Genomic DNA, 26,495 nt, shown 5'->3' with positions numbered 1-26,495 from the left:
GCGGCGGTGCAGGCGTACCGGGCCATGACGGTCGTGCAGGCCCGGGAGCTGGTCGCGGAGCAGTCCGGGGTGACGCGCGACACGGCCGGCACCGGTGCCGTCACCCGGCCGGAACTTGTCCTCACCTGACATGGTCGAAGCAAGCGTCGCGAAAGCCGGCAGTCTTGCGATAAAAATCTGCCGAAAATCAAGTATCGGAGCGGATAATGGTCTACCATGTCCGCACAATAATGCAGAGATGATCGCTTTTTCTGAATAGATGCCGGACCGACGTGTGTACTCCCGGGCCGTATCGCGCCCATGCGGTCAAGAGCTTGCGCGTTAAACCGTTATCTTGCCCTAATCTCAGGTTGATGGAGCCAGAACTTAATGTCTCGTTAACTTCTCTGGGAAACGAATAGTCCCGATTTCAACGCATGGTCGCGCGCAATGAAACTACTCGGCAACACCCGCATCCTCATCAAGGCGGCGTTGCCGCTCCTGATCATCGCCGCCGTTGCTGGTGGGCTCGTCCTGTACGCCCGCAGCAACCTCAACGACCTGGCCGCGCAGACGCGCCGGATCGCGGAGGTGCAGATGCTGCGTCTCCAGACCATCCTGACCGTGCGCATCAACGTGAACGAAGCCGCGGTCCTGAGCCGGAACATGGCGCTGCAGACCCGCGACGAGCAGATGACCGGCGACAAGAACAACTACGACGTCGCCGAGAAGGCCGCCCTCGCCGGCGCCGATACGCTGATCGCGATGTCCGACTCGCCCGAGCGGAGGACGGTGAACGAGACGCTCCGCGAGACCCTGGTCGAGTTCTTCGCCATCTCCGCCCGGGCCAACGTCCTGGCGCTGAAGAACGACAACGAGCGGGCCGGCAAGATCCTGATGGGCGAGGCCGCGCCGATCCGCTGGAAGGTCCGCGACCTGGTGCAGGCGCGCATGGATGTCCTGACGGCGGAGCTGAAACGGGCCAGCGATGCCGCCGACCGCGCCGCGTCCGAGGCCGGCACCGTGCTCGTCGGCGCAGGCTTCGTCGGCCTGCTCGCCGCTCTGGTGCTCGCGGTCACGGTCGCGGTCTTCGGCATCACCCGTCCGCTCGGCAGCCTCGTCGGCTCGCTCCAGCGCATGGCGAAGGGCGATGCGGAGGCCGTGATCGCCGAGGCGGCGCGCGGTGACGAGATCGGCGCCGTGGGCCGCGCGGTCGACGCGATCCGCGACATGGTCGCCCGGAAGGCGGCCGAACAGGCGGAGATCCAGCGCCTCGCCGATGCGGCCGCGGCGGCCGCGCGCAAGCGGGCGATGGCGGAGATGGCCGACGGGTTCGAGCGCGCCGTCGGGGGAATCGTCGGCCAGGTCTCCGCCTCGGCGAACGAGTTGCAGGCCACCGCCGGCACGATGACCGCCACCGCGACCCAGACCGCCGCGCAATCCTCCGCCGTCGCTGCCGCCGCCGAGGAGGCCGCCTCCAATGTCGGGACGGTGGCCGCTGCCGCCGAGGAGCTGGGAGCCTCGGTCCACGAGATCGGCCGCCAGGTGCAGGGCTCGGCCGGCCTCGCCCAGTCCGCCGTCGGGGAGGCCGACCAGACCGGCCATTTCGTCCAGGCGCTCAAGTCCACCTCGGCCCGGATCGGCGACATGGTCGGGCTGATCTCGACCATCGCCGCGCAGACCAACCTTCTCGCGCTCAACGCCACCATCGAGGCGGCCCGCGCGGGCGAGGCGGGGCGCGGCTTCGCCGTGGTGGCCGCCGAGGTCAAGCAGCTCGCCTCCCAGACGGCCAAGGCCACCGAGGAGATCGCCCGCCAGATCGGCGAGATCCAGGGCGTGACCGACCAGGCCGTGTCGGCGATCGACGGCATCACGGGCCGGATCCGCGAGATCAGCTCCGTCACGGTCTCGATCGCTTCGGCGGTGGAGCAGCAGGGCGCGGCGACGCAGGAGATCGTCCGCAACGTCTCCCAGGCCGCGACCGGCACCGGCGAGGTCACCCGCAACATTGCCGGCGTGGCCCAGGCTTCCGGGGAGACCGGCGCCGCGGCAAGCCAGGTGCTCGCCGCGGCCTCCGAGCTGTCGCGGCAGTCCGAGCACCTGTCGGCGCAGGTCATGCAGTTCCTCCATACGGTGCGGGCGGCCTGACGGGCACCTCCCGGCGGGGCCTTGGCGGGCGAGAGACCGAGCGCATAGGGGATTGGCCGGGCCGGATGCGGGCCCGGCTTTTTTCATTGCGGGGTTCGTGCGGCGACCGGCGAGAGAGGCACGCTCGCCGCTCCGGTGCCTCCCGGGCAGGCCGCCTTCGATCGAATGACGGAACGACCGAGGGAACCCGACCTGCACGGAGGCCCAGGCTGCGCTTGACCTGCTCGCATATTTTATACAATCTACGAGACAGGACCAGCGAGGGACGATGCCGTGCCCAAGACCGCACTCGAGACCAGGGGGCTGACCAAGGCGTTCGGCGGCTTCCGGGCGGTGCGAGGGCTCGACCTGAAGGTCCAGCGCCACACGATCCACGCGCTGATCGGGCCGAACGGCGCCGGCAAGACCACGGTGTTCAACCTGCTCACCAAGGTCCACGTGCCGACCGAGGGGCAGATCCTCTACGAGGGGGCGGACATCACCCGCGACTCCTCGGCGTCGATCGCCCGGCGCGGGCTGGTGCGCTCGTTCCAGATCTCGGCGATCTTCCCGAACCTCTCGGTGCGCGACAACGTCCGGGTGGCGTTGCAGCGCCGGCTCGGCACGCAGTTCCAGTTCTGGCGCTCCGGCCGCTCGCTCGCGGTGCTCGACGAGGAGGCGAGGCGGCTGCTGTCCGAGGTCGGGCTCTCCGAGGCTGCGGATGCCCGGGCCGCCGACCTGTCCTATGGCCGCAAGCGCACCCTCGAAATCGCCACGACGCTCGCCCTCGACCCGCCCTTCCTACTCCTCGACGAGCCGACGCAAGGCATGGCGATCGAGGATGTCGACCGAATCAAGCGGCTGATCCGGCGCATCGCCAAAGGCCGCACGATCCTGATGGTGGAGCACAACATGTCGGTCGTGGCCGACCTCTGCGACACGATCACGGTGCTGCAACGGGGCGAGATCCTGGCGGAGGGCGCTTACGCGGCGGTCTCGGCCGATCCGGCGGTGAAGGCGGCCTATCTCGGGGGCGGTCATGGCTGAGGTCGTCCTCGAAACACGCGGCCTCCAGGCCTGGTACGGCGAGAGCCACGTGCTCCACGGCATCGATCTCACGGTGCGCGAGGGCGAGTGCGTCACGCTGATCGGCCGCAACGGCGCCGGGCGCACCACGACGCTTCGCGCCATCCTCGGCCTGACCGACCGGCGCGCCGGCTCGGTGCGGGTGCGCGGGCAGGAGGCGATCCGGCTGCCGCCCCACCGCATCGCACGGCTGGGCCTCGGCTATTGCCCGGAGGAGCGCGGCGTCTACCGCACGCTCACCACCCGCGAGAACCTGACCCTGCTGCCGCGCCTCGGCGAGGGTGGCCTGCCGCTCGACGAGGTGCTGGCGCTCTTCCCGAATCTCGCCGAGCGGGCCGACAGCTATGGCGGCCGGCTCTCGGGCGGCGAGCAGCAGATGCTGGCCCTCGGGCGCATCCTCACCACCGGGGCCCGCATCCTGCTTCTCGACGAGATCACCGAGGGACTGGCGCCGGTCATCGTCGAGGCGCTGGGGCATGCCGTGTCGCTCCTGAAGCGCCGCGGCTTCACCATCGTGCTGGTCGAGCAGAACTTCCACTTCGCCCGCCACCTCGCCGACCGCCACTACGTCGTCGAGCACGGCCGCATCGCCGCGGAGATCGCGGCGCACGAGGTCGCGGCGCGGGAGGAGGAGGTCGGGCGGTTGCTGGGTGTGTGACGGAAACAATAGACGTCCCGCCGATCAACGCATTTCCACCACGCAGGGCCATCCCGGGGCCGCGCAGCGGAGCCCGGGATCCAGACGCTCAGGTCTTCGAGAGTTGAGCGGATCGGTTTTCGTCTCGTTCTGAACCATTGGCGGTTCCGCATTGCGGGCTCCACTGCATGGCCCCGGAATGACGCGGAGGGTGGAAGAGCCGGTGTTTGCACAAAGGTGTCGGGTGCGTTCGGAAGAGATGCTTCGCTGAAGAGCGGGCGTCGTTCAGGCCAATCACAGGAGGCTAAGAATCATGCGGTCGCGTGTCATCGGCTATGCCCTCGGTCTGTCGCTCGCCGCCCTGGCATCGGGCGCTCGTGCGGCCGACACGGTCAGCGACGGGGTGGTGAAGGTCGGCATCCTCAACGATCTGTCGGGCATCTATTCCGACTTCACCGGCCGCGGCTCGGCGGTGGCGGCGCAGATCGCCATCGACGAGATGGGCGGCAAGGTTTTGGGCGCGCCGGTCGAGCTGGTCGCCGCCGACCACCAGAACAAGCCCGACATCGCGGCCAACCTCGCCCGCGAGTGGTTCGATCAGGGCAAGGTCGACATGATCGCCGACTTCCCGACCTCCTCGACGGCGCTCGCCGTCATGGAGATCGCCAAGCAGAAGAACCGGGTGACCATGCTGTCGGCCGGCGTCGCCATGGCGGCGATCACCGACAAGTGCTCGGCCTTGAGCGCGCAATGGATGGTCAACACCTACGCGCTCGCCGCCGGCACCGCCAAGGCGCTGCTGAAGACCGGGCGCAAGAGCTGGTACTTCGTCACCGCCGATTACACCTTCGGCCATTCCCTGGAGAAGGACGCCGCCGCGGTGGTCGAGGCCGAGGGCGGCAAGGTGCTGGGCGTGTCGCGCCATCCGTTCCCGGGCGGCGATTTCTCCTCCTACATGCTGAAGGCGCAAGCCACCGGCGCCCAGGTGATCGCCCTGGCCAATGCCGGCAGCGACACCGTCAACGCCGTCAAGCAGGCCGCCGAATACGGCATCGGCCGCAGCGACAAGCAGGTGATCGCCCCGCTCCTCACCTACATCACCGACGTGAAGAGCCTCGGCCTCGCCAAGGCCCAGGACATGTACCTCACGGAAGCGTTCTACTGGGATTACGACGACCGCTCGCGCGCCTTCGCGGAACAATATTTTTCCAAGATGAAGCGGATGCCGAGCGCCTCGCAGGCCGCGATCTACTCGGCGGTGCTGAGCTACCTGAAGGCGATTCAAGCGGCGGGCACCGACGAGGCCGGGGCGGTGATGAAGCAGCTGCGCTCCATGACCATCGACGACGCGGTGATCCGCAACGGCAAGCTCCGCGCCGACGGGGCGCTGGTGCACGACCTGCTGCTGCTCCAGGTGAAGAAGCCGGCGGAATCGAAGCGGGATTGGGACTTCTACCACGTCAAGGCGGTGCTGAAGGGCGACGACGTCTACCCGAAGCCGAGCGATGCCTGCCCGCTGAACGCCAAGGGGTAACCGCCACGCCAAACCCTCGCCCCCTCGGCGGGGGAGGGTTTCTCCTCGGATCCCGATTCGCTCTTCCCCGGTGCGCCCATGTCGGACATCACCCTTCAGGCTTTCATGGCCCAGCTCACCATCGGGCTCATCGGCGGCTGCTTCTACGCCATGCTGAGCATGGGGCTGGCGATCATCTTCGGGCTGCTCAACATCATCAACTTCACCCATGGGGCGCAGTTCATGATGGCGGCCTTCCTGGCCTGGATCGGGCTGACTCAAGGAGGGCCCTGGCTCGGCCAGCCGGATCTCCAGGTCAATTTCTGGCTCGCTTTGGTCCTGGCCCCGGCCCTCGTCGCCCTGTTCGGCATGGCGATCGAGCGGACCCTTTTGCGCCGGCTCTACCACCTCGATCACCTCTACGGCCTGCTGCTCACCTTCGGGGTGGCGCTGGTGATGGAGGGCGGTTTTCGCTATGTCTTCGGCGTCTCCGGCCAGGGCTACGAGCCGCCGGAGATCCTCCAGGGCCCGGTCGATGTCGGCTTCATGCTGCTGCCGAAGTACCGGGTCTTCGTGGTCGCGGCGTCGCTGCTGATCTGCCTCGCCACCTGGTACCTGTTCGAGCGCACCAAGCTCGGCGCCTATCTGCGGGCCGGCACCGAGAATCCGCGCCTGCTCCAGGCGTTCGGCATCAACGTGCCGGTGATGATCACCCTGACCTACGGCTTCGGGGTGGCGCTTGCCGGCATCGCCGGGGTGCTGGCCGCGCCGATCATGCAGATCACCCCGCTGATGGGCGGCAGCCTGCTCAACATCGTCTTCGCCGTGGTGGTGATCGGTGGCCTCGGCTCGATCCTCGGCGCGATGCTGACCGGCCTCGGCCTCGGGCTGATCGAGGGGCTGACCAAGGTGGTCTATCCGGAAGCCTCGACCGTGGTGGTCTTCGTCATCATGGCTCTGGCGCTGCTCTTGCGCCCGGCCGGCCTGTTCGGGCGGGAGGCGTGAGATGAACGCGAAAACCCTGTTCGCCGCGCTCCTCGCCCTGCTCCTCGTGGTGCCGCTGGTGCCGGGGCTGATCTACCCGATCTTCGTCATGAAGGTGATGGCCTACGGGCTGTTCGCCTGCGCCTTCAACCTGCTGCTGGGCTTCACCGGCCTCGTCTCCTTCGCCCATGCCGCCTTCCTCGGCACCGCCGGCTACGTGACCGGCGCGCTGATGATCCGGTTCGGCGCCCACCCGCTCGGGGTGCCGGTCTCGTTCGCGGCGGGCGTCGCCGCGGCGGCTTTGGTCGGCTTCGCCATCGGCGGCCTGGCGATCCGGCGCCGCGGCATCTACTTCGCGATGATCACGCTGGCGCTGTCGCAGATCGTCTACTTCCTGGCGGTGCAGTTCCGCTGGACCGGCGGCGAGGACGGGCTCCAGGGCATCCCGCGCGGGACGCTTCTGGGCCTCGTCGACCTCTCCAACGACACCGCGATGTACTATCTGGCGCTCGCCCTGTTCGCCGCCGGCTTCCTGTTCATCCACCGGGTGGTGCACTCGCCCTTCGGCCAGATCCTCCAGGCGGTGCGCGACAACGAGGCGCGGGCGGTGTCGCTCGGCTACGATGCCTCCCGATTCCAGCTCCTCGCCTTCGTGCTCTCGGCGGCCGTCGCGGGCTATGCCGGCGCCCTCAAGGCCCTGGTCTTCGGCCTGGTCTCGCTCAACGACGTGTCGCTGCACACCTCGACCGAGGTGGTGCTGATGACCCTGCTCGGCGGCGTCGGCACCCTGTTCGGGCCGCTGGTCGGTGCCGCCCTGGTGGTCGGGTTGCAGAACTACCTCGCGACGATCGGCGACCTCGTCACGGTGGTGATCGGCCTGATCTTCATCCTCTGCGTCTCGTTCTTCCGCCGCGGCGTCGTCGGCGAGTGGCTGCACTGGCGCCACCGCCGCGCCGCCCGGGCCGCGCCGCCGCGCCCGCACCCGGCCCCGGCCGCCGAGGCGGCCTGACTCCTTCACCCCGACCCTTCGAGGAGACACGACCATGTGGACAGGCGTCCTTCCCGCCGTCACCACCAAGTTCACCGCCGACGGTGCGCTCGACCATGCCGAGATGGAGCGCTGCTTCGCCCTCCAGATGCAGGCCGGCTGCGACGGCCTGATCGTCTGCGGCTCGCTCGGCGAGGGCCCGATGCTGTCGCCCGACGAGCGGCTGGAGGTTCTGAAGACCGCCCAGTCGGTCGCCAAGGGCAAGCCCGTCCTGCTCACCGTCTCCGAGGCCGGCACCCGCGAGGCTTGCGCGCTGGCCGCGCGTGCCGCCAAGGCCGGCGCCTCCGGCCTGATGGTGGTGCCGAGTCCGATCTACCACACCGACGAGGACGAGACCGTCGCGACCTTGAGCGCCGTTGCCGCTGCCGGCGACCTGCCGGTGATGATCTATTCCAACCGCGTCGCCTACCGGGTCGACGTGACGCCCCGGATCATGGAGCGGCTGGCCGGCGACAAGCATTTCGTCGCCATCAAGGAATCCTCCGACGACATCCGCCGCACCACCGAGATCATCAATCATTTCGGCGACCGGTTCGCGGTGCTGACCGGCGTCGACAACCTCGCCTTCGAGGCGCTGAGCGTCGGCGCGGTCGGCTGGGTCGCCGGCCTCGTCGTCGCCTTCCCGGACGAGACCGTGGCGATCTATCGCCTGATGAAGGCCGGCCGCACGGCCGAAGCCCTCGCGATCTACCGCTGGTTCCGTCCGCTCCTCGATCTCGACGTCTCGACCTTCCTGGTCCAGAACATCAAGCTCGCCGAGGCGCTGGCGATCGGCTCGACCGAGCACGTCCGGATGCCGAGGACGCCGCTCTCGGGCGAGCGCCGGGCCGCCGTCGAGGCGATCATCCGCACCGCCCTGGAGCGCCGCCCGTCGCTCAAGCTGGCCGCGTAAAGGGAACCGTCTTGCCCCGCGAGGTCGTGATCGTCGGGGCCGGCATCGTCGGCCTCGCCTCTGCCCATCACCTGCTGGCCGAGGGCTGGCGGGTGCGGCTGATCGAGCGCGGCGGCGTCGCCGAGGGGGCGAGCTTCGGCAATGCCGGGGCCCTCGCCTTCACCGACGTGCTGCCGCTCGCCTCGCCGGGCATCCTGCGCAAGGCGCCTCGCTGGATGCTCGATCCCCTCGGGCCGCTGGCGCTGCCGCCGGCCTACCTGCCGCGGATCGCGCCCTGGCTCCTGCGCTTCTGGCGCGCCAGCCTGCCCGACCGGCACCGCCATGCCACGCAAGTCCAGTCCGGCCTGATGCGGCTCGCCGCCCAGGCCATGGCGGCGATGGTGGAGTCGGCGGGCCTCGCCGGCCGGCTGCGCCATGGCGGCAACCTCGAACTCTACGAGAGCGAGGCGGAGATGGCCGCCGCCGCGCCCGGCTGGGCCGCGCGGGAGCGGGAAGGCATCGCCTTCGAGCATGTCCGCGGCGCCCGCCTCGCCGAATTGCAGCCTGGACTGTCGCCGCGCTTCGTCGCCGGCACCTTCACGCCGAACTGGATGACGGTGGACGATCCCCATCGGTTCGCCCTGGCGCTCCATGCCGACATGATGGCGAAGGGCGCGACTCTCACCAAGGGCGAGGTGCGGGACATCGCCCCCGCGGGGGAGGGCGTGCGCCTCACCCTCGCGGATGGCACGGTGCTGAAGGCCGATGCCGGCGTGCTCGCCGCCGGTGCCTGGTCGCGGGATCTCGCCCGCCGCCTCGGCGACCGGGTCCCCCTCGACACCGAGCGCGGCTACAACACCACGCTGCCGCCCGGCGCCTTCGATCTTCGCCGCCAGATCACCTTCGGCGGCCACGGCTTCGTGGTGACGCCGCTCTCGACAGGCGTGCGGGTCGGCGGCGCCGTCGAGTTCGGCGGTCTGCACCGTCCGCCCAACTTCGCCCGCGCCGACGCGATGCTGCGCAAGGCCGCCGCGTTCCTGCCCGGCTTGCGGACCGAAGGCGGTCGGCCATGGATGGGGTTCCGGCCGTCGCTCCCCGACAGCCTGCCGGTGATCGGCCCGTCGCGGGCGACCCCGCGGGTGATCTACGCCTTCGGCCACGGGCATCTCGGCCTGACGCAGAGCGCCGCGACCGGGCGGATCGTGGCGGACCTGCTGGCCGGACGGGCGCCGGCCGTGGCTTTGAACGCATTGCGGGCCGGGCGGTTCGGGTGAGGACGTGCCGCCAAGTGGATTGTCGGCAGTCGCGCGACGAGAAAAAGCAGAGCGGTCGACGATTTTTCAATCCTGTCCGCGACCTCGGGATGAGGTCGCGAAGGGGGCCCGGTCGATCAAGGCCACCTCATGCCCGCCCGGCCACCGGCAGATCGGCGAGAACCGGCCGGGGCCGTTCGATCAGGGCGGCGGCGAGCATCGCTTCGAGGCGGATCAGGTCCTCGTCGGGCTCTGGCTGCCAGCCACAGCCACAGCGGGGCGCCGGACCATGCAGGGAGGCGATCTGGCGGTAGAGCGTGCCGACCGTGCGGGCCGCGGCTTCGAGCGCCGCCATCGGCGGCAGCGGACCCCGCTCCAAGGCGTCCCAGAAGGCGAGCGTGAGGGCCCGTTCCAGGGCGGCCTGCCCGCGGGCCTCGGCCTCGGCGAGCCGGCCTTCGTACCGATACAGGCTCATCGCGCGCGCTCCCCGTCGCTGAGCAGGCCGACCAGCCGGTCCCAGGGCAGGCCGACCGGAGGCCATCCCTCCCGGATCAGGCCCGCATAGCCGTGAATCAGGATCAGCGCTCGCGCCATCGCGGCCTCCATCGTCGATCGTGCCGGGGTTCGGCCCGCCCTGAATGCCGCGCATGATCCTTCTATGCAAGATCCCTTCGAAATATTGGAGGATTTCTACTTTGCGACGCAGAATTTATATTATCAGATGAATTATGAAGATTCCAAAGAACGCCTCGTGCGGGCGGCGGATTGGCAGCGGCGCCGGGAGCGGCTATCGGGGCGCCGGCACATCCCGCGGCACACCGTTCCGAAAAAGGCTCCGACCGATGACCGATACCCTGCCCGACCGCCTCAGCACCGACCCGCGCAGCCCCTTCCACGACGCCGCCCTGCTCGAGCGCGGCGTCGGCGTGCGCTTCAAGGGCGTCGAGAAGACCAATGTCGAGGAATATTGCGTGAGCGAGGGCTGGGTGCGGCTCGCCGCCGGCAATGCCAAGGACCGCTTCGGCAACCCGATGACGGTGAAGCTGAAGGGCCTGGTCGAGCCCTATCTCCGCACTCCCGAGGCCGGCGCGGCTGACGCCGGGTAGAGGTCGGGGCGGCTCTGCGCCGCCACCCGGTCCGGCTGTCGTCCGGCCGCATCTCCCGCCGGCGCCGCCGTGACGGCCTGCGGCCCCCCCCGGAAGGTGACGAGGCGGGCCGATCGGCACCTCGACGCACTGGACGAGGATCTCCGCCACGAGGCCGAGCACCAGCAGGGCGAGCCCGCTATGGCGGCAGAGCGCGTCGATCGCCGCCTCGTCCTCAGGGTTCTCGGTCGGCAGGCCGCCGAGGAGCTGGCTGACGTCGTGGCGCTCCTCCAGCACGACGCCCCATCCGATCAGGCTCACGGCCATCCCCTCGACGAGGTGCCCGGCTTCCTTGATCGTGCCGTGATCCGCCCGCCCGGCGCCCCACAGCAAGGCACCGATCTCGAACAGCGCCAGCGTCAACGGCATCGCGATCCGCATGTTGACAGTACGATCGACCAGCGGTTGAGCAAAATCTCCGCGAGCATGGTGCGGGCAGGGCGTGTCATGATGGTGGTCGTTCGGCCGGTCTCGATCCCTGAAACATCGATCGGAAGGCGTTATACCAACGGTCGTTGAAAACGACCTTTGGTTCCGTTCTCCAACTTTCGCTAAGCTCTTGGCTTAGTATGGAAAATTTGAGATGGTTCATCGGCCCGATGCGTCAGCATCTTGGGACGATGGTATTATGCCCTCGGGTTATGATTGTCGAATGTCAAGATCGGTTCTGTCAAGATCGGCATCGCGTGGGTCGGTTTCGACGCAAACACGATAGAAATACAAAACGGGCCACATCAACGGGCGGCGCGCGCTCGGGCGGCTGGCGATCCCGCCCGGGCGCGTGACCGCCTGCGGAGCGTCAGCGGGCCTGGGCCGGGCGTTCCGCCCTCAGGCTCGCGAGGTCGAGGCGGCGGGTCACCATCTGGAGCCCGCCCGCGTCGTCCCGCGGCCACTCGCTCTCGGGCCGGTCCCGGTACAGTTCCACCCCGTTGCGGTCCGGGTCGTCGAGGTACAAGGCCTCGCTGACCCCGTGGTCGCTCGCGCCGGTGAGCGGAATGCCGGCGGCGTCGAGCCGGGCGAGGGCATCGGCCAGGGCCGCCCGGGTCGGATAGAGGATCGCCACGTGATAGAGCCCGGTGCTGCCGGGCGGCGGCGGGGCGCCGCCGGCGCTGTCCCAGGTGTTGAGCCCGATATGATGGTGGTAGCCGCCGGCCGACACGAAGGCGGCCTGGGTGCCGTAGCGTTGCATCAGCGTGAAACCCAGCACTCCGCAATAGAAGCGGAGCGCCCGGTCGAGGTCGGCCACCCGCAGGTGGACGTGCCCGATCCGGGTATGCGGGTCGATCGGTCCGGTCATGATCCACTCCTGCTGCGGTCTGTTTCCCCGCGGCCTGCGCAGACTGCCTCCTTTCAGCGTGTCCGGAAATCCGGCATCTGGTAGGATCACCTCACGCTCCAGGAGTGAGATCGAGTCGTGCTCGACCGGCTGACCGGAATGCAGATCTTCGTGCGCGTCGCCGCCGCCGGCAGCTTCTCGGCCGCCGCGCGGGCGCTCGGCCTGTCGCAGAGCGGGGTCACCAAGCACGTCGCCGCTCTCGAGGACCGGCTCGGCGCCCGGCTGCTGCACCGCACCACCCGCCGCCTGACCCTGACCGAGGCCGGCCGGCATTATCTCGAGGCTTGCGAGCGAATCCTCGCCGAGGTCGACGAGGCCGAGGCGGCGGCCGGCGCCGAGGCGGCGGAGCCCCGCGGCACCCTGCGGCTCAACGTGCCGGTCTCGTTCGGGGTGCTGCACGTCGCCCCCGCCCTCGCGGAGTTCGGGCGGGCCCATCCGGCGCTGGCCGTCGAGCTGGGCCTCAACGACCGGCCCGTCGACCTGATCGAGGAGGGCTGGGACCTGGCTCTGCGGATCGGACACCTGCGGGAGTCGAGCCTGGTCGCCCGGTCGCTCGCCCCGTGCCGGATGCGGGTCTGCGCCGCGCCGGCCTACTGGGCGGCAAGGGGCCGCCCGCACCGCCCGGAGGATCTCGCCGCGCATAACTGCCTCGGCTACACCCTCGCGAGCAGCGACGGCTGGCGCTTCGAGGGCGGGACAGTCCCGGTCGCAGGCTCGCTGCGCGCCTCGAACGGCGCCGCCCTGGTGGCCGCCGCCGCCGCCGGGCTCGGGGTGATCTACCAGCCGACCTTCCTGGTCGGCGAGGCTTTGCGCCGGGGCAGCCTGGTGGCGCTCGATCTCGGGGCGATTCCGTCCCTGCCGATCCACGCGGTGATGCCCTCGCGCCGCCGCCCGCCCGCCAAGGTCCGGGCGCTGGTCGAGTTCGTGGCAGCGCGCTTCGCCGACCCGCCCTGGGACCGGAACCTGCCCGCCCCGCTCGGGCCCGGCGATCCGCTGACCAGGGCACGTGATCCGCTGCGCGGCGCCTGCGACCCCGTGGGCCCGGAGGAGGCCGGCGCAACCCTGGCGAGGCCGTCGTGAGCCGGCGCCTGCCACCGCACGGCCGGCCGGCCGTCCCCGTCCCGGATTGTCCGCTGACCTTCCCGGACCAGGATTTCCTCCGCCTGGTCGAGGCGCACGGCCTGACCGGCAGTTGGACCTGGACCTTCGCCACCGACGAGCAGTGCTGGTCCCCCGGGCTGTTCCGGCTGCTCGGCTTCGAGCCGGGCACGGTCCGGCCGGATTACGGCCTGTTCCTGACACTCGTCCATCCGGAGGACCGGCCGGCCATCGAGGTCAGCGCCCAGGTGATGCGGGAGGGGATCTTCAACGACCAGACCTTCCGGGTGATCCGGCCGGACGGGTCGCTGCGGGTGCTGACCATCCGCGGCACGGCGTATTTCTTCCCGGACGGCCGGCCGCGCGCTGTCGCCGGGGTCGTGCTGGACGTGACCGATACCGAGCGCATGGCCGGCCTGCGCCGCGAGGAGCAGCGTCGCCGCCGGGCCCTGTTCGAGCTGGCGCAGACCTGGATGCACGCCTCGCCCTACACGGATACGTTCCGCATCGCCTCGCGCGAGCTGTTGATCCTCACCGGGCTGACCCAGCAGGATTTTCACGACGATTGGACGCAGATCCTCGTCCCGCGGGAGCGCCCCTACGCCCGCGACCCGATCCTGGAGCGCGTCGCGGCCGGTCGGCCCTTCGTGGCCGAGCACGATCTGGCCCTGGCCAGTGGCGAGACCGGCCGGTTCCGGGGCGTGTTCGTCCCGGTGCGTCTCGCCGATGGGCGGATCGAGACCTGGGCCAGCCTGAATTCCCGGGTCGACGGGATCCGCCCGGTGCCGACCGGCCTGGCACGGCGCGGCCTGGAGCAGGCGGTGCAGGGCGCGCATCTGCGCGCCGCCCGCGGCCTGCTCGACTGGTCGATGACGGATCTCGCCGAGGCCAGCGGCCTGTCGCTCTCGACCATCCGGCGCCTGGAGGAGGGGGGCGAGGGACAGGCGGCCCGCAGCCGCCACCTCGCCATCGAGGCACTGCGCCGGGCTGGAATCGGCTTCGTGCTCGTCGAGGGCGACACGATCGCGGTCGCCAAGGTGCGATGACCTCGCGGAGGTTGAGCGCCCTGCGGTGATGCAGGCCCTTTCCGGCCCAGGCCGGGCTTGCCATATCGGGAGCATGCCCGCCCCGAAGAAGCCCCGCCTGTCGACCGGCAAGGCCTCGAAGCCCGAGCTGAAGCCGCTCGATCCGTTCCTCGCCGAGCTGCTGAACCCGGCGCTGAACCGCGACCGCCTGCCTGCCATCGAGCCGCCGCCGGAACCGCCGAAGCGGGGCCGCCCGCGCAAGGAGGCGGCCGAGGCCAAAGCCGCGTCCAAGCCGCCGTCCAAGGCGTCGTCGAAGCCCGGCCGCAAGGCGGGGCGCCGGGAGACCGGCCATCAGGAGGTCTCGGCCTCCGATGGCTTCGGCGAGGCGCCGCAGGCCGCCTTTGCCCATGGGACCGCGGCCGATGTCGAGCCGGCGCTGGCCCAGGCGCTTGGCCTGCGCGAGCCGGACGGCGAGGCGGTGGAGGAGCGCGGGTCGCTGGCGAGCGAGGGCGTCTCGGCCACGGTCGACGCGCTGACCAAGCTCCTCACCGAGGGTAACCCGCTGTTCAAGAACGGCGAGCTGTGGCGGCCGCATCGCCCCGAGCGGCCGCAGAAATCCGAGGGCGGCGTCCCGTTCCGGCTGAAATCCGACTTCACCCCGGCCGGCGACCAGCCCCGCGCCATCGCCGAGCTGGTGGCCGGCGTGAAGGGCCAGGAGCGCGACCAGGTCCTGCTCGGGGTCACCGGCTCGGGCAAGACCTTCACGATGGCCAAGGTCATCGAGGAGACCCAGCGCCCGGCCCTGATCCTCGCCCCCAACAAGACCCTGGCGGCGCAGCTTTACGGCGAGTTCAAGAGCTTCTTTCCCGACAACGCGGTGGAATATTTCGTTTCGTACTACGATTACTATCAGCCCGAAGCCTACGTGCCGCGGTCCGACACCTTCATCGAGAAGGAATCGTCGATCAACGAGCAGATCGACCGGATGCGCCACTCGGCCACCCGGGCGCTCTTGGAGCGCGACGACGTCATCATCGTCGCCTCGGTCTCGTGCATCTACGGTATCGGCTCGGTCGAGACCTACACGGCGATGTCGTTCACCGTCAGCCTCGGCGAGAAGATCGAGCAGCGCCAGCTCGTCGCCGACCTGGTGGCCCTGCAATACAAGCGCATCCAGTCCGACTTCGCCCGCGGCACCTTCCGGGTGCGCGGCGACGTGATCGAGCTGTGGCCGGCTCACCTGGAGGACCGCGGCTGGCGCATCGGCCTGTTCGGCGACGAGATCGAGTCGATCTCCGAGTTCGATCCGCTCACCGGCAAGACGATCAACACCCTCAAGTTCGTCAAGGTCTACGCCAACAGCCACTACGTGACGCCGCGCCCGACGCTGCAACAGGCGGTGAAGGGCATCAAGGACGAGCTGAAGTGGCGGGTCGAGGAGCTGACCCGGATGGGCCGGCTGATCGAGGCGCAGCGCCTGGAGCAGCGCTGCACCTTCGACCTCGAGATGATCGAGGCGACGGGGGCCTGCAACGGCATCGAGAACTATTCGCGCTACCTCACCGGCCGCAAGCCCGGCGAGCCGCCGCCGACCCTGTTCGAGTACCTGCCCGACAACGCGCTCGTCTTCACCGACGAGAGCCACGTCACGGTCTCGCAGATCGGCGGCATGTACCGGGGCGACTTCCGCCGCAAGGCGACGCTCGCCGAGTACGGCTTCCGGCTGCCCTCCTGCCTCGACAACCGCCCGCTGCGGTTCGAGGAATGGGACGCGATGCGCCCGCAATCGATCCACGTCTCGGCGACGCCGGCGAAGTGGGAGCTGGAGCAGACCGGCGGCGTCTTCGCCGAGCAGGTCATCCGCCCGACCGGCCTCGTCGATCCGGTGATCGAGGTGCGCCCGGCCCGGTCCCAGGTCGACGACCTGTTGGGCGAGGTGAAGGAGGTTGCCGCCGCCGGCTACCGGACGCTGGTGACCACGCTGACCAAGCGCATGGCCGAGGACCTGACCGAGTACCTGCACGAGAACGGCGTGCGGGTGCGCTACATGCATTCCGACATCGACACCCTGGAGCGGATCGAGATCATCCGCGATCTGCGGCTCGGCGCCTTCGATGTGCTCATCGGCATCAACCTCCTGCGCGAGGGCCTCGACATCCCGGAATGCGCGCTGGTGGCGATCCTCGACGCCGACAAGGAAGGTTTTCTGCGCTCCGAGACCTCGCTGATCCAGACCATCGGGCGGGCCGCCCGCAACGCCGACGCCCGCTGCATCCTCTACGCCGACCACATCACCGGCTCGATGGAGCGGGCGATGGCCGAGACCGAGCGCCGGCGCAAGAAGCAGCTCGCCTATAACGAGGAGCACGGCATCACGCCCCAGAGCGTGAAGCGCACCATCTCCGACATCCTGGAGAGCGTCTACGAGCGCGACCACGTCCAGGTCGATACGGGGCTCGCCACGTCCGCCGTCACGGTGGGCCACAACCTCAAGGCGGTGATGGCCGACCTCGAGAAAAGGATGCGGACGGCGGCGGCCGATCTCGACTTCGAGGAGGCGGCGCGCCTGCGCGACGAGCTCAAGCGCCTCCAGGCGACCGAGCTTGCCATCGCCGACGACCCGATGGCCGAGCAGGCCGATGTCGAGCGCGAGGCCGGCCGCTTCGGCGCCAAGCGCAAGCGGCGGGGTCCCGAACCGCTCGGCTACGGCCCGGGCGGCAGGGGCACCTCCGACGAGGGCACCCGCATCCGCCAGCCCGACCTCGACGACATGGGCCCGGGCACCGACCGCGAGATTCCCTTTTCCTACGCCGAGCGCCCGACCGGCCGCTCGACGCAAGGCTTCCCGGGACAGAAGCCGAAATATAAAGGGCGCAAGGGACGGGGCTGAAGCGCCCCGCCTCATCGTCCGGCCGGCGAGAGAGGAAAGTGACATCGGATTTCCGCGAGGGGCCGGTCTTGGCTGGGGTCTCGCAGGTCCGGTCGCGGCGATCGGCGGGCTTTCTGTTCCGCTGGGTCTTACGTTGCTGTGGCAGACGGTGCTTGAACTCGTCAATCAGCCCGTCGGCGACGGCTCTGATCCCACTTATACCAACGGCCCAAGATGCTGACGCATCGGGCCATTGACCCATCTCGAATTTTCGATGTCAAGCCAGAGGCTTGGCGAAAATTCGAGAACAGAACCAAAGGTCGTTTTCAACGACCGTTGGTATTACAAAGCCACAAGCTTCCTCATCGCGAAGTCTGGATCACGTCACGCTCCGAACCGTCAACGACCTCCTTCAAAGTGAAAGATAACAAGGCACGCAGATCGACATCAACTACGTCGGCATGCGCGCCATGGTCGTCTACGACCTGCCGCTCAACGAGGTTGTGTTCGATGTCTACGACTGCCTGACGTCAATCTCGAAGGGCTACACCTCGTTCGACGACCACATCTCGGATTACCGCGAGGATGCTCTGGTGAATGTCGATCCTGGTCAATGCCGAGCCGGTCGATGCGCTGTCCATGCTGGTCCACCGCGCCCGCGCCGAGAGCCGTGGCCGGACGTTGTGCGAGAAGCTGAAGGACCTGATCCCGCGCCACCTGTTCCAGATCCCGGTCCAGGCGGCGATCGGCGGCAAGATCATCGCCCGCGAGACCATCAGGGCCCTGTCGAAGGACGGCACCGCCAACGCGCCTGGCGCATGAATCGTTCTGCGTCCGGTGGATCAATATGTCATTAACCCACCTTACCTATGGTTTTTGAGAACAGGTACTAAGGGTGGGGAGTGATGACCGGGCACGAGACGGGTGAATGGAAATGCTTCTCGGCCGATCGCTCCGGCAGTGTCCTCGTCATCTTCGCGCTCATCGCACCGATCGTGCTTGGGGTCGTCGGCCTCGCGGTCGATTACGCGACCTGGACGATGCAGAAGTCGACGTTGCAGCTGGCGGCCGATTCGGCCGCCCTCGCGGTGGTCTCCGATCTGCAGGTGTCCGGAGCGAACACGCAGCGGATGCAATCCCTGGCGGAATCTTACGTCAAGACCAACGTGAAGCTGCAACGCGGCGACGGAGCGGTCCAGGTGACCGTCACACCGGTGGTGCGGGAGCGTCCGGGCGGTGCCTTCGTGCCCGCGCACCTGGCGAGCGGGCAGACGCCGAGCGCGGTCACCGTTTCCTTGAGCCAGCGCAAATTTGCGATCATGAGCCGACTGGTGACCCCGCAACTCACCGATCTCAGCGTATCGGCGACGGCAGAGGCGGTCGGCAGCACCAAGCTGTGCATCCTCGCTCTGTCGCCGACCGGCCGGAGCGCGTTCCGCCTCGAAGAAAAGGCCAGGATCGACGCCGGCGATTGCGCGGTCTACTCGATGTCATCGGATGCCAGAGGGCTCGAAGGCGATGGCCACAGCCTCATCCAGGCGATGACGACCTGTACCGTGGGCGGGTTCAACGGCAAGCCGGCCAACTTCAAGCCGCTTCCCGTCACGGGATGCCCAGCCATCAAGGACCCGATGGCGCAGCGGCCCGCGCCGCCCGTCGAGAGCTGTCGCTACAACAACCTGCGACTCCGCGGTGGAAGCCATACCCTCGATCCTGGAACGTATTGTGGCGGCCTGATGATCGAGGACGGTGCCGAGGTCAGGCTCAAGCCGGGCATTCACGTGATTAAGGACGGACCCTTGATCGTCGGGCCGCCCGAACAGATGGTCATGAACACGCAGACTTGCGATTCGTCGTCCGGGGCGCCGCAATGCCGGATGGCACAGACGATCACGAGCGTCGGGTCGCTGAAGGGCGACGGCGTCGGCATCTATTTCACCGGAAACTACAAGATGAGCCGATTCCAGAGTACCGGTCCGCTGACTTTCTTGAAAAATTCCGTTGTCGAACTCACGGCGCCGCGCACAGGTCCGATGGCAGGAATCATCCTGTTCGAGGATCGCACGAATCCCGAGGGTCAGCGCTACTACATCATGAGCGACTCCGCTCGGCGCCTGGTCGGGACGATCTACCTGTCGCGCGGGGACTTCTGGGTCCGGTCGCGGCAGGTCGTCGCCGACCAATCGGAATACACGGCCATCGTCGCCAACAAGATCTTCCTCGACAAGGAACCCCGCTTGGTCATCAACACCCGCTACGGCGCCACCGACGTACCGGTGCCCAAGGGCCTCGGCCCAACGAGCGGCGTGATCGGGCTGGCGAACTGACGGAACCGGTTGCCGCCCGCCGGGCCGCCGTGGCATGACGGGGTCCCTCCGACACCGTGGGCCGTTTGCCGCGTCCGGGATGAGATGACCGTGTCCGTACTGAGCCTGAAGCCCCGCCCCGAGGATGTCGACGCGCTGATGCGCGTGATCGGCCGGCGCGCCCGCGCCGCCGCGCGCCGGATGGCTCTGGTCCCGGGCCCGGTGAAGGATGCAGCCCTGCGGGAGGCTGCGTCCTTCCTGCGGGGGGCGAGCACGACGATCCTCGCGGCAAACGCCGCCGATCTCGACGAGGGCCGGGCCAAGGGCCTGTCCGCCGCATCGCTCGATCGTCTGGCGCTGAATCCGGCCCGGATCGAGGCGATCGCCGAGGCCCTCGAGAGCATCGCCGGCCTGCCCGATCCGGTCGGACGGAGCCTCGCCACCTACGAGCGCCCGAACGGCCTGACGATCGAGCGGGTGGCGACGCCGCTCGGGGTGATCGGGGTGATCTTCGAGAGCCGTCCCAACGTCACGGCGGATGCCGGGGCTTTGTGCGTCAAGGCCGGCAACGCCGCGATCCTGCGCGCCGGCTCGGAGAGCCACCGCAGCGCCACCGCCATCGCGCAAGCGATGATCGAGGGGCTGACCCGCCATGGCCTGCCGGCCGACGCGATCCAGCTCGTGCCGACGAGGGACCGGGCGGCGGTGGGCGCCATGCTCACCGGCCTCGACGGCGCCATCGACGTGATCGTGCCCCGCGGCGGCAAGAGCCTGGTCGCCCGGGTGCAGGACGAGGCGCGGGTCCCGGTCTTCGCCCATCTGGAGGGGATCTGCCACGTCTTCGTCCATGAAGCCGCCGACCTCGCCATGGCGCGCAGCATCGTGCGCAACAGCAAGATGCGCCGCACCGGCATCTGCGGCGCTGCCGAGACCCTGCTGGTCGACCAAGCCTGCGCGGCGACCCATCTCGGACCCCTGGTGACCGATTTGCTGGAGGCCGGCTGTGCCGTGCGCGGCGACGAACGTGTGCAGGCGGTCGATCCGCGGGTGACGCCGGCGACCGAGGCGGATTGGCGCACCGAGTATCTCGACGCGATCATCTCGGTGCGGGTGGTCGACGGCTTGGAAGCCGCCATCGACCACATCGAGACGTATGGTTCGCACCACACCGAGTCGATCCTGACGCAGGATCAGGCGGCGGCCGAGCGCTTCCTGGCCGAGGTCGATTCGGCGATCGTCGTCCACAACGCCTCGACGCAATTCGCCGATGGCGGCGAGTTCGGATTCGGCGCCGAGATCGGCATCGCCACCGGGCGGATGCATGCCCGCGGCCCGGTCGGCGTCGAGCAGCTCACCACCTTCAACTACCGGGTCCGCGGCACCGGGCAGATCCGCCCGTGACGGCCTGACGACGGGAGTCTCGGGAAACGATGCTCCCGTGATCGTGCGCCTGCCGCCCCTCGCCCCGGGCCTGCGGGTCGGCCTCTACGGCGGCTCGTTCAACCCGGCCCATGCCGGCCACCGGCATGTCAGCCGGCTGGCCTTGCGGCGCCTCGCCCTCGACCGAGTCTGGTGGCTGGTGAGCCCCGGCAACCCGCTCAAGGACCGCAGCCACCTGCCCGAGACGGCGGCCCGCGCCGTGGGCGCCCGGGCGGTGGCCGCCGATCCGAGGATCGCCGTCACCGACTTCGAGGCGGCCCTGGGCGTCCGCTACACCGTCGAGACCCTGTCCTGGCTGACCGACCGGCACCCGGAGGTGCGCTTCGTCTGGATCATGGGGGCCGACAGCCTCGCGACCTTCCACCGCTGGGGCGGCTGGCGCACCATCGCCGCCCGGATGCCGTTCGCGGTGATCGACCGGCCGGGCTACACCCTGCGCGCCATGGCCTCCCCCGCCGCCCGGGCGCTCGCGACCTCGCGCCTCGACGAGATCGCGGCCCCGACCCTCGCCGGCCGGGCGCCGCCGGCCTGGGTGTTCCTGCACGGACCGCGGTCGAGCCTGTCCTCGACGGCTCTGCGGGCCGGCGCCGTGCCGGGCCGACCGGGCGCGACGAATCGCGATTAATGCCGGGCGAGCTTGAAAAATCGCCTTCTGTTCGCCACTGTCCTCGTTCATTGGCATCGGCACCGCGCGTGCCGCGGGCATGATCGTCTCGTGGCACCACCGGGTGCCTTCATCCACAGGGGCCGGCACTGAACGACGCAATCTCTCACGAAGCTCACGACGGCGAGCTTCCCGTGCAGCCCGAGGCGCAGGGATCCCGGCAGGAATCCGGGACCGTCGCGCCCGAGGCCGCGGACATGAGGTCGGTTGCCCTCGCTTGCCTCGAGGACATGAAGGCCGAGGAGACCGTCGAGATCGACCTCGTCGGCAAGACCTCCATCGCCGACGCCATGATCATCGCCTCCGGCCGCTCCCAGCGCCATGTCGGCTCGATCGCCGACAAGGTGATCCAGGAGTTCAAGAGCCGCGGCTTCGGCAATCCCCGGGTCGAGGGCCTGCCGGCCTGCGACTGGGTGCTGATCGATGCGGGCGACATCCTGGTCCACATCTTCCGGCCCGAGGTGCGCCACTTCTACAACCTCGAGAAGATCTGGGGCGCCGACCGTCCGGCCGATCAGACGGCCCACCGCCTCGCCGGCTAGACACGCGAACCCCCGGGGAACGGACACGCCGCCATGCGGCTCGCCCTCGTCGCGGTGGGCCGCCTCAAGCGCGGCCCCGAGCGCGACCTTGCCGAGGAGTATCGTGGCCGGGCCGACGCGCTCGGCCGCAGCCTCGGATTCTCCCCCGTGCACCTGACCGAGATCCCCGAGAGCCGGGCTCGCCGCGCGCCGGACCGCTGCGCCGAGGAGGCGGGCGCGATCCTGGCGGCGATCCCCGCCGGCGCCGCCGCGCTCGTCCTCGACGAGGGGGGAAAGGCGGTGACCAGCCCGGACTTCGCCGCGCAGGTGGGGGCTTGGCGCGATGCCGGCCGGCCCGGTCTCGCCATCGTGATTGGCGGCGCCGATGGCCTTGATCCTAGTGTCAGGGCGAGGGCCGACCTCGTCTTCGCCTTCGGGGCCGCCACCTTGCCGCACGGCCTCGTCCGGGTCCTGGCCTTCGAGCAGCTCTACCGGGCCATGACGATCCTCGCCGGCCATCCCTATCACCGCGGCGCCCCGTGACCCGAGTGCTCCGTTCCGCCCTCCTCGTCGCGGCGCTCGCCTGCGCCGTCCCGGCCGCCGCCCAGCCGGCGCCGGATCCGGCGGCCGACGCCGTGGCGAAGGCCCAGGCCGAGAAGGACCGCCGGGCCGAGAGCCTGCGGGCCATCGAAGCCGCGCTCCAGGCCAGCACCGAGACCCGGGCCAAGCTCGAGCGCGAGGTGGCCGAGATCAAGGGCGACGGCGCCCGCCTCAACCAGGCCCTGATCGACGCCGCCCGCAAGGCGCAGGAGGCCGAGACCCGGATCTCCGAGATGGAGGCCCGGCTCCAGACCATGGCGGGCAGCGAGACGGCCCTGCGCCGCTCCCTGGAGGCCCGCCGCGGCGTCATCGCGGAAGTCCTGGCGGCGCTCCAGCGCATGGGCCGGCGCCCGCCCCCGGCGGTGCTGGTGCGGCCCGAGGACGTGCTGGCGGCGATCCGCACCTCGATGCTGCTCGGCGCCGTGGTGCCCGAGTTGCAGGGCGAGGCCGAGACCCTGGCGGGCGATCTCGCCGAGCTGGTCCGCCTGCGCACCCTCATCGCGACCGATCAGGAGACCCTGCGCGGCGACATCAAGGGCTGGGCCGCGGAGCGTCAGCGCCTCACCGCCCTGATCGCCGCCCGCCAGGCCCGGCTCGGCGAGGCCGAGACCGGGCTCAATGCCGAGCGCGAGCGCGCCACCGGCCTCGCCGGCCAGGCCCGCACCCTCAAGGATCTGGTCGATCGCCTCGACGGCGATCTCGCCAATGCCCGCCGGGCCGCCGGCGCCGCCAAGGAGGCCGCCGAGGCGCAGAGCCGCGAGACCCGCGAGCGCTTCGCCGCCGCGGCGCTCCGCGATCCGGCCCGGCTGGCGCCCAAGGTGCCCTTCGCCCAGGTGCGCGGCCTCGTGCCGCGCCCGGTGAGCGGCGAGGTGGTGCGGACCTTCGGCAGCCCCGACGGGGCCGGAGGCACGAGCCGCGGCATATCGCTCATGACGCGCCCGCGCGGCGTCGTCTCCTCTCCGGCCGATGGCTGGGTGGCCTATGCGGGGGCGTTCCGCTCCTACGGACGTCTCTTGATCATCAACGCGGGCGACGGCTACTATCTGCTCCTGGCGGGCATGGACCAGATCAACGTCGAGGTGGGTCAGTTCGTGCTTGCGGGGGAGCCGGTCGCCGTGATGGGAGACACGGGCTCCGCACCTTCGGCAGGAGCCGGCGGGCGGAACGATCCCGTCCTGTACGTCGAGTTCAAAAAAGACGGTGGCTCCATCGACCCGGATCCTTGGTGGGCCAAAGGGTCAAGCGAGAAGGTTCGCGGATAATGCGCAAAGTTTCCCTCGTCCTGTTCGGAGCGGTGTTGGGCGCCGGGACGGCCACGGTGGCGACCCAGACCCACCTGCTCTCGAGCACGAGCGCCGTCGCCGCCTCGGCCGAGACGTATCGCCAGCTCAGCCTGTTCGGCGACGTGTTCGAGAAGATCCGCACCGACTACGTCGAGAAGCCCGACGAGGGGAAGCTGATCGAGGCGGCCGTCAACGGCATGCTGACCTCGCTCGACCCGCATTCGAGCTACATGGACGCCAAGAGCTTCCGTGACATGCAGGTCCAGACCAAGGGCGAGTTCGGAGGCCTCGGCATCGAGGTGACGATGGAGGACGGCCTGATCAAGGTCGTCACCCCGATCGACGACACGCCCGCGGCCCGCGCCGGCCTGCTCGCCAACGACATCATCACCCAGATCGACAACGACCAGGTCCAGGGCCTGACCCTCAACCAGGCCGTCGACAAGATGCGCGGCCCGGTCAACTCGCCGGTCAAGCTCAAGATCACCCGCAAGGAATCGAAGGATCCGATCGAGGTCACGCTCAACCGCGACCTGATCCGGATCAAGCCGGTGCGCTCGCGCACCGAGGGTGGCGACATCGGCTATATCCGCCTGACCCAGTTCAACGAGCAGACCTATGACGGCCTGAAGGCCGCCATCGACAAGCTCTCGTCCGAGATGCCCGGCGACAAGCTCAAGGGCTTCATCATCGACCTGCGCAACAACCCGGGCGGCCTGCTCGACCAGGCGGTGATGGTCTCCGACGCCTTCCTCGACCGTGGCGAGATCGTCTCGACCCGGGGCCGCAACCCGGATGAGACCCAGCGCTTCTCGGCCAAGTCCGGCGACCTGACCAAGGGCAAGCCGGTCGTGGTGCTGGTCAATGGCGGCTCGGCCTCGGCCTCCGAGATCGTCGCCGGAGCGCTCCAGGACCACAAGCGGGCGACCGTGCTCGGCACCCGCTCCTTCGGCAAGGGCTCGGTGCAGTCGATCATCCCGCTCGGCGGCAACGGCGCCCTGCGGCTGACCACCGCGCGCTACTACACCCCGTCCGGTCGCTCGATCCAGGCCAAGGGCATCGAGCCGGACCAGGAGGTGTTGCAGGACGTGCCCGACGAGCTGAAGGGCAAGGACGAGACCAAGGGCGAGGCCGGCCTGAAGGGCCACCTGAAGCAGAAGGACACCGAGGAGCGCGGCGGCTCGTCGGCCTATGTCCCGCCGGACCCGGCCAAGGACAAGCAGCTCATCGCCGCGGTCGACTTCCTGCATGGCGTGCAGAAGGGCGCCGCCAACACCGTGAAGACCACTGTCCCGAATCCGAACTGACCGGGCGTATGGCGGCGGGGGGATCCTGCACCCGCGTTAACGCCGCGTTTACCATGAAGGCCCGCAATACCGGTGATGACCGGCGCTGCGGGCCTTCCGCTTTCTGGCAGCGACCTGGTCGCGGGACCTCACGCCTGTGCCGCTCGCGTCCGACACCATCCTGACCCGTCCCCTCGGGCTGAGGGGCGAAGCGACCGCCCGTGTTCGGCACTGGCGCGCCGCCCTGCGACCCCGCGCGGTCGCCGCCGCCCTCCTCGGCGTGAGCGTCCTGGCGCTCGCCGCCTTCCTGGCCTTCGGCGACGATCCGCTGGCGGGCGAGCCCTACGCGATCGCCACGATCGAGATGCGGGCGGCGAGCGCCCCGGTGCCGGAACCGTCGGTGCCGAGTAGGCCCGATCCCGCAAGCCGCACCGCCGGTGAGATCGAGCGGGCCTCGGGCGTTGCGGTGAGCCGGCCGGACGGCACCAGCGTGCCGGATTCGGTGGTGATCCGGGTCCCGGGCAACGGCCCAGTCCAGCTCAGCCCCGCCCCCGATCCGCGCCTCGCCGAGCGCGGCCGCTACGGCACCCTGCCGAAGATCGGCCCGGACGGCGCGCGGGCCCTCGACGTCTATGCCCGCCCGGAGGCGTCCGGCCTGGAGCGGGGCGGGCCCGTGGCGGGCCGCATCGCCCTCGTGGTCTCGGGCCTCGGCATCGGCCAGGCGGCGACCCAGGACGCGGTGCAGCGCTTGGCCCCGGCCATCTCCCTGGCCTTCGCGCCCTACGGCACCGACGTCGCCCGCAGCGCCGCCCGCGCCCGCGAGGCCGGGCACGAGGTGCTGGTTCAGGCGCCGATGGAGCCGTTCGACTATCCCGACAACGATCCCGGTCCCCAGACCCTGCTGGCGGGCTCCAAGCCCGCCGAGAATCTCGACCGCTTGGCCTTCGTGCTCGCCCGGGTGCCGGGCGCCGTCGCGGTGATGAATTTCATGGGCGCCCGCCTCACCAGCGAGGCCGCCGCTCTGGAACCGGTCCTGCGCGAGATCGGCGCCCGCGGCCTCGGCTTCCTCGACGACGGGACCTCGCCGCGCTCGCTGGCCCGCGATGTCGGCCGCAAGGTCAAGGCGCCGGTGGCCCGGGCCGAGATCGTCGTCGACGCGGTGCCGCGCCCGGACACGATCGACCGCGAACTCGCCCGGCTGGAGGAGGCGGCGCGCAAGTCGGGCTTCGCCCTCGGCTCGGCCACCGCCCTGCCGCTCTCCATCGACCGGATCGCCCGCTGGTCGCGCGATCTCGAATCCCGCGGCATCCTGCTGGTCCCGGCGAGCCGGGCCCTGCGGTCCGGCGCCTGACCTCGTCCGCCTCGCGTCCCTGGTTGCTCCCTGGCCTCTCTCTTGCCGTCCTGATGCGGCATTTTCCGCGAGG

General features: G+C 69.7%; 24 protein-coding genes and 1 pseudogene. 22 read left to right on the top strand and 3 right to left on the bottom strand.

Features of this window, described 5'->3' with window-relative positions; translation table 11 throughout:
• Nucleotides 1-429 precede the first annotated feature (429 nt).
• From VP06_RS07730 to VP06_RS07695, 8 genes are all read left to right on the top strand, one after another.
• The gene (locus VP06_RS07730; protein WP_048463247.1) at nt 430-2,127 is read left to right on the top strand and encodes a methyl-accepting chemotaxis protein; all 1,698 of its coding nucleotides are present in this window, start codon (nt 430-432) and stop codon (nt 2,125-2,127) included.
• Between the two features lie 273 nt (nt 2,128-2,400).
• On the top strand, nt 2,401-3,153 hold the full coding sequence (locus VP06_RS07725; protein WP_048463246.1) for an ABC transporter ATP-binding protein: 753 nt from the start codon (nt 2,401-2,403) through the stop codon (nt 3,151-3,153).
• Nucleotides 3,146-3,850, top strand: coding sequence for an ABC transporter ATP-binding protein (locus tag VP06_RS07720; protein WP_048463245.1), 705 nt, complete (start codon nt 3,146-3,148; stop codon nt 3,848-3,850). The genes VP06_RS07725 and VP06_RS07720 overlap by 8 nt, the downstream gene beginning before the upstream one ends.
• A gap of 292 nt (nt 3,851-4,142) precedes the next feature.
• The gene (locus VP06_RS07715) at nt 4,143-5,363 is read left to right on the top strand and encodes an ABC transporter substrate-binding protein (RefSeq protein WP_048463244.1); all 1,221 of its coding nucleotides are present in this window, start codon (nt 4,143-4,145) and stop codon (nt 5,361-5,363) included.
• Nucleotides 5,364-5,441: 78 nt separating this feature from the next.
• Nucleotides 5,442-6,347 (top strand): branched-chain amino acid ABC transporter permease, encoded by a 906-nt coding sequence (locus VP06_RS07710; RefSeq protein ID WP_048463243.1) that lies wholly within the window; start codon nt 5,442-5,444, stop codon nt 6,345-6,347.
• A gap of 1 nt (nt 6,348) precedes the next feature.
• Nucleotides 6,349-7,335: a branched-chain amino acid ABC transporter permease gene (locus VP06_RS07705; RefSeq protein WP_048463242.1), complete on the top strand. Its 987-nt coding sequence runs from the start codon at nt 6,349-6,351 to the stop codon at nt 7,333-7,335.
• Between the two features lie 34 nt (nt 7,336-7,369).
• Nucleotides 7,370-8,266, top strand: a complete 897-nt coding sequence (locus tag VP06_RS07700) for a dihydrodipicolinate synthase family protein (RefSeq protein ID WP_048463241.1) — start codon at nt 7,370-7,372, stop codon at nt 8,264-8,266.
• A gap of 11 nt (nt 8,267-8,277) precedes the next feature.
• Complete coding sequence (locus tag VP06_RS07695) at nt 8,278-9,519, top strand: NAD(P)/FAD-dependent oxidoreductase (RefSeq protein ID WP_048463240.1); 1,242 nt, start codon at nt 8,278-8,280, stop codon at nt 9,517-9,519.
• A gap of 127 nt (nt 9,520-9,646) precedes the next feature.
• Here VP06_RS07695 and VP06_RS07690 read toward each other — a convergent pair whose 3' ends face one another.
• Both VP06_RS07690 and VP06_RS38550 read right to left on the bottom strand, forming a co-directional pair.
• Complete coding sequence (locus VP06_RS07690) at nt 9,647-9,973, bottom strand: hypothetical protein (protein WP_048463239.1); 327 nt, start codon at nt 9,971-9,973, stop codon at nt 9,647-9,649.
• Nucleotides 9,970-10,092, bottom strand: coding sequence for a hypothetical protein (locus VP06_RS38550; RefSeq protein ID WP_280950175.1), 123 nt, complete (start codon nt 10,090-10,092; stop codon nt 9,970-9,972). Before VP06_RS38550 ends, VP06_RS07690 begins: the two co-directional genes overlap by 4 nt.
• A gap of 248 nt (nt 10,093-10,340) precedes the next feature.
• Between VP06_RS38550 and VP06_RS07685 the strand changes: the two genes are divergently transcribed.
• Both VP06_RS07685 and VP06_RS36050 read left to right on the top strand, forming a co-directional pair.
• Nucleotides 10,341-10,604 carry a DUF3297 family protein gene (locus tag VP06_RS07685; RefSeq protein ID WP_048463238.1) on the top strand — a complete coding sequence of 88 codons (264 nt, stop codon included), beginning with the start codon at nt 10,341-10,343 and terminating at the stop codon, nt 10,602-10,604.
• Nucleotides 10,605-10,700: 96 nt separating this feature from the next.
• Nucleotides 10,701-11,162 (top strand): hypothetical protein, encoded by a 462-nt coding sequence (locus VP06_RS36050; protein ID WP_048463237.1) that lies wholly within the window; start codon nt 10,701-10,703, stop codon nt 11,160-11,162.
• A 280-nt stretch (nt 11,163-11,442) separates the two neighbouring features.
• Here the strand turns inward: VP06_RS36050 and VP06_RS07675 are convergent, their stop codons facing one another.
• On the bottom strand, nt 11,443-11,940 hold the full coding sequence (locus tag VP06_RS07675) for a VOC family protein (RefSeq protein ID WP_048463236.1): 498 nt from the start codon (nt 11,938-11,940) through the stop codon (nt 11,443-11,445).
• A gap of 117 nt (nt 11,941-12,057) precedes the next feature.
• Between VP06_RS07675 and VP06_RS07670 the strand changes: the two genes are divergently transcribed.
• From VP06_RS07670 to VP06_RS07615, 12 genes and pseudogenes are all read left to right on the top strand, one after another.
• Nucleotides 12,058-13,059, top strand: a complete 1,002-nt coding sequence (locus tag VP06_RS07670) for a LysR family transcriptional regulator (RefSeq protein ID WP_082167250.1) — start codon at nt 12,058-12,060, stop codon at nt 13,057-13,059.
• Nucleotides 13,056-14,123 (top strand): PAS domain-containing protein, encoded by a 1,068-nt coding sequence (locus VP06_RS07665; RefSeq protein WP_245291089.1) that lies wholly within the window; start codon nt 13,056-13,058, stop codon nt 14,121-14,123. The genes VP06_RS07670 and VP06_RS07665 overlap by 4 nt, the downstream gene beginning before the upstream one ends.
• 73 nt (nt 14,124-14,196) lie before the next feature.
• A complete protein-coding gene (uvrB, locus tag VP06_RS07660; protein ID WP_048463235.1) occupies nt 14,197-16,992 on the top strand; it encodes an excinuclease ABC subunit UvrB in 2,796 nt (931 codons plus the stop codon).
• Between the two features lie 407 nt (nt 16,993-17,399).
• Nucleotides 17,400-17,787, top strand: a pseudogene (locus tag VP06_RS34570) (elongation factor 4); the annotation flags it as partial.
• A gap of 89 nt (nt 17,788-17,876) precedes the next feature.
• Complete coding sequence (locus VP06_RS07650; RefSeq protein ID WP_048463233.1) at nt 17,877-19,298, top strand: pilus assembly protein TadG-related protein; 1,422 nt, start codon at nt 17,877-17,879, stop codon at nt 19,296-19,298.
• Between the two features lie 90 nt (nt 19,299-19,388).
• Complete coding sequence (locus VP06_RS07645; RefSeq protein ID WP_048463251.1) at nt 19,389-20,678, top strand: glutamate-5-semialdehyde dehydrogenase; 1,290 nt, start codon at nt 19,389-19,391, stop codon at nt 20,676-20,678.
• A gap of 70 nt (nt 20,679-20,748) precedes the next feature.
• A complete protein-coding gene (locus VP06_RS07640) occupies nt 20,749-21,342 on the top strand; it encodes a nicotinate-nucleotide adenylyltransferase (RefSeq protein ID WP_425350892.1) in 594 nt (197 codons plus the stop codon).
• A 269-nt stretch (nt 21,343-21,611) separates the two neighbouring features.
• Nucleotides 21,612-21,923 carry a ribosome silencing factor gene (rsfS, locus tag VP06_RS07635; protein WP_048463250.1) on the top strand — a complete coding sequence of 104 codons (312 nt, stop codon included), beginning with the start codon at nt 21,612-21,614 and terminating at the stop codon, nt 21,921-21,923.
• Between the two features lie 33 nt (nt 21,924-21,956).
• Nucleotides 21,957-22,445, top strand: a complete 489-nt coding sequence (rlmH, locus tag VP06_RS07630) for a 23S rRNA (pseudouridine(1915)-N(3))-methyltransferase RlmH (protein WP_048463231.1) — start codon at nt 21,957-21,959, stop codon at nt 22,443-22,445.
• Nucleotides 22,442-23,764, top strand: coding sequence for a murein hydrolase activator EnvC family protein (locus tag VP06_RS07625; RefSeq protein ID WP_048463230.1), 1,323 nt, complete (start codon nt 22,442-22,444; stop codon nt 23,762-23,764). The genes rlmH and VP06_RS07625 overlap by 4 nt, the downstream gene beginning before the upstream one ends.
• A complete protein-coding gene (locus tag VP06_RS07620; protein WP_048463229.1) occupies nt 23,764-25,092 on the top strand; it encodes a S41 family peptidase in 1,329 nt (442 codons plus the stop codon). The genes VP06_RS07625 and VP06_RS07620 overlap by 1 nt, the downstream gene beginning before the upstream one ends.
• Before the next feature lie 136 nt (nt 25,093-25,228).
• Complete coding sequence (locus VP06_RS07615; protein ID WP_048463228.1) at nt 25,229-26,422, top strand: divergent polysaccharide deacetylase family protein; 1,194 nt, start codon at nt 25,229-25,231, stop codon at nt 26,420-26,422.
• The last annotated feature ends 73 nt before the right edge of the window (nt 26,423-26,495 follow it).

It is taken from the genome of Methylobacterium aquaticum (genome assembly GCF_001043915.1).
In the GTDB taxonomy this organism is placed as follows: domain Bacteria; phylum Pseudomonadota; class Alphaproteobacteria; order Rhizobiales; family Beijerinckiaceae; genus Methylobacterium; species Methylobacterium aquaticum.
Note: the sequence above shows the minus strand (reverse complement) of the source record. Positions and strands in the feature narration are given on the sequence as shown.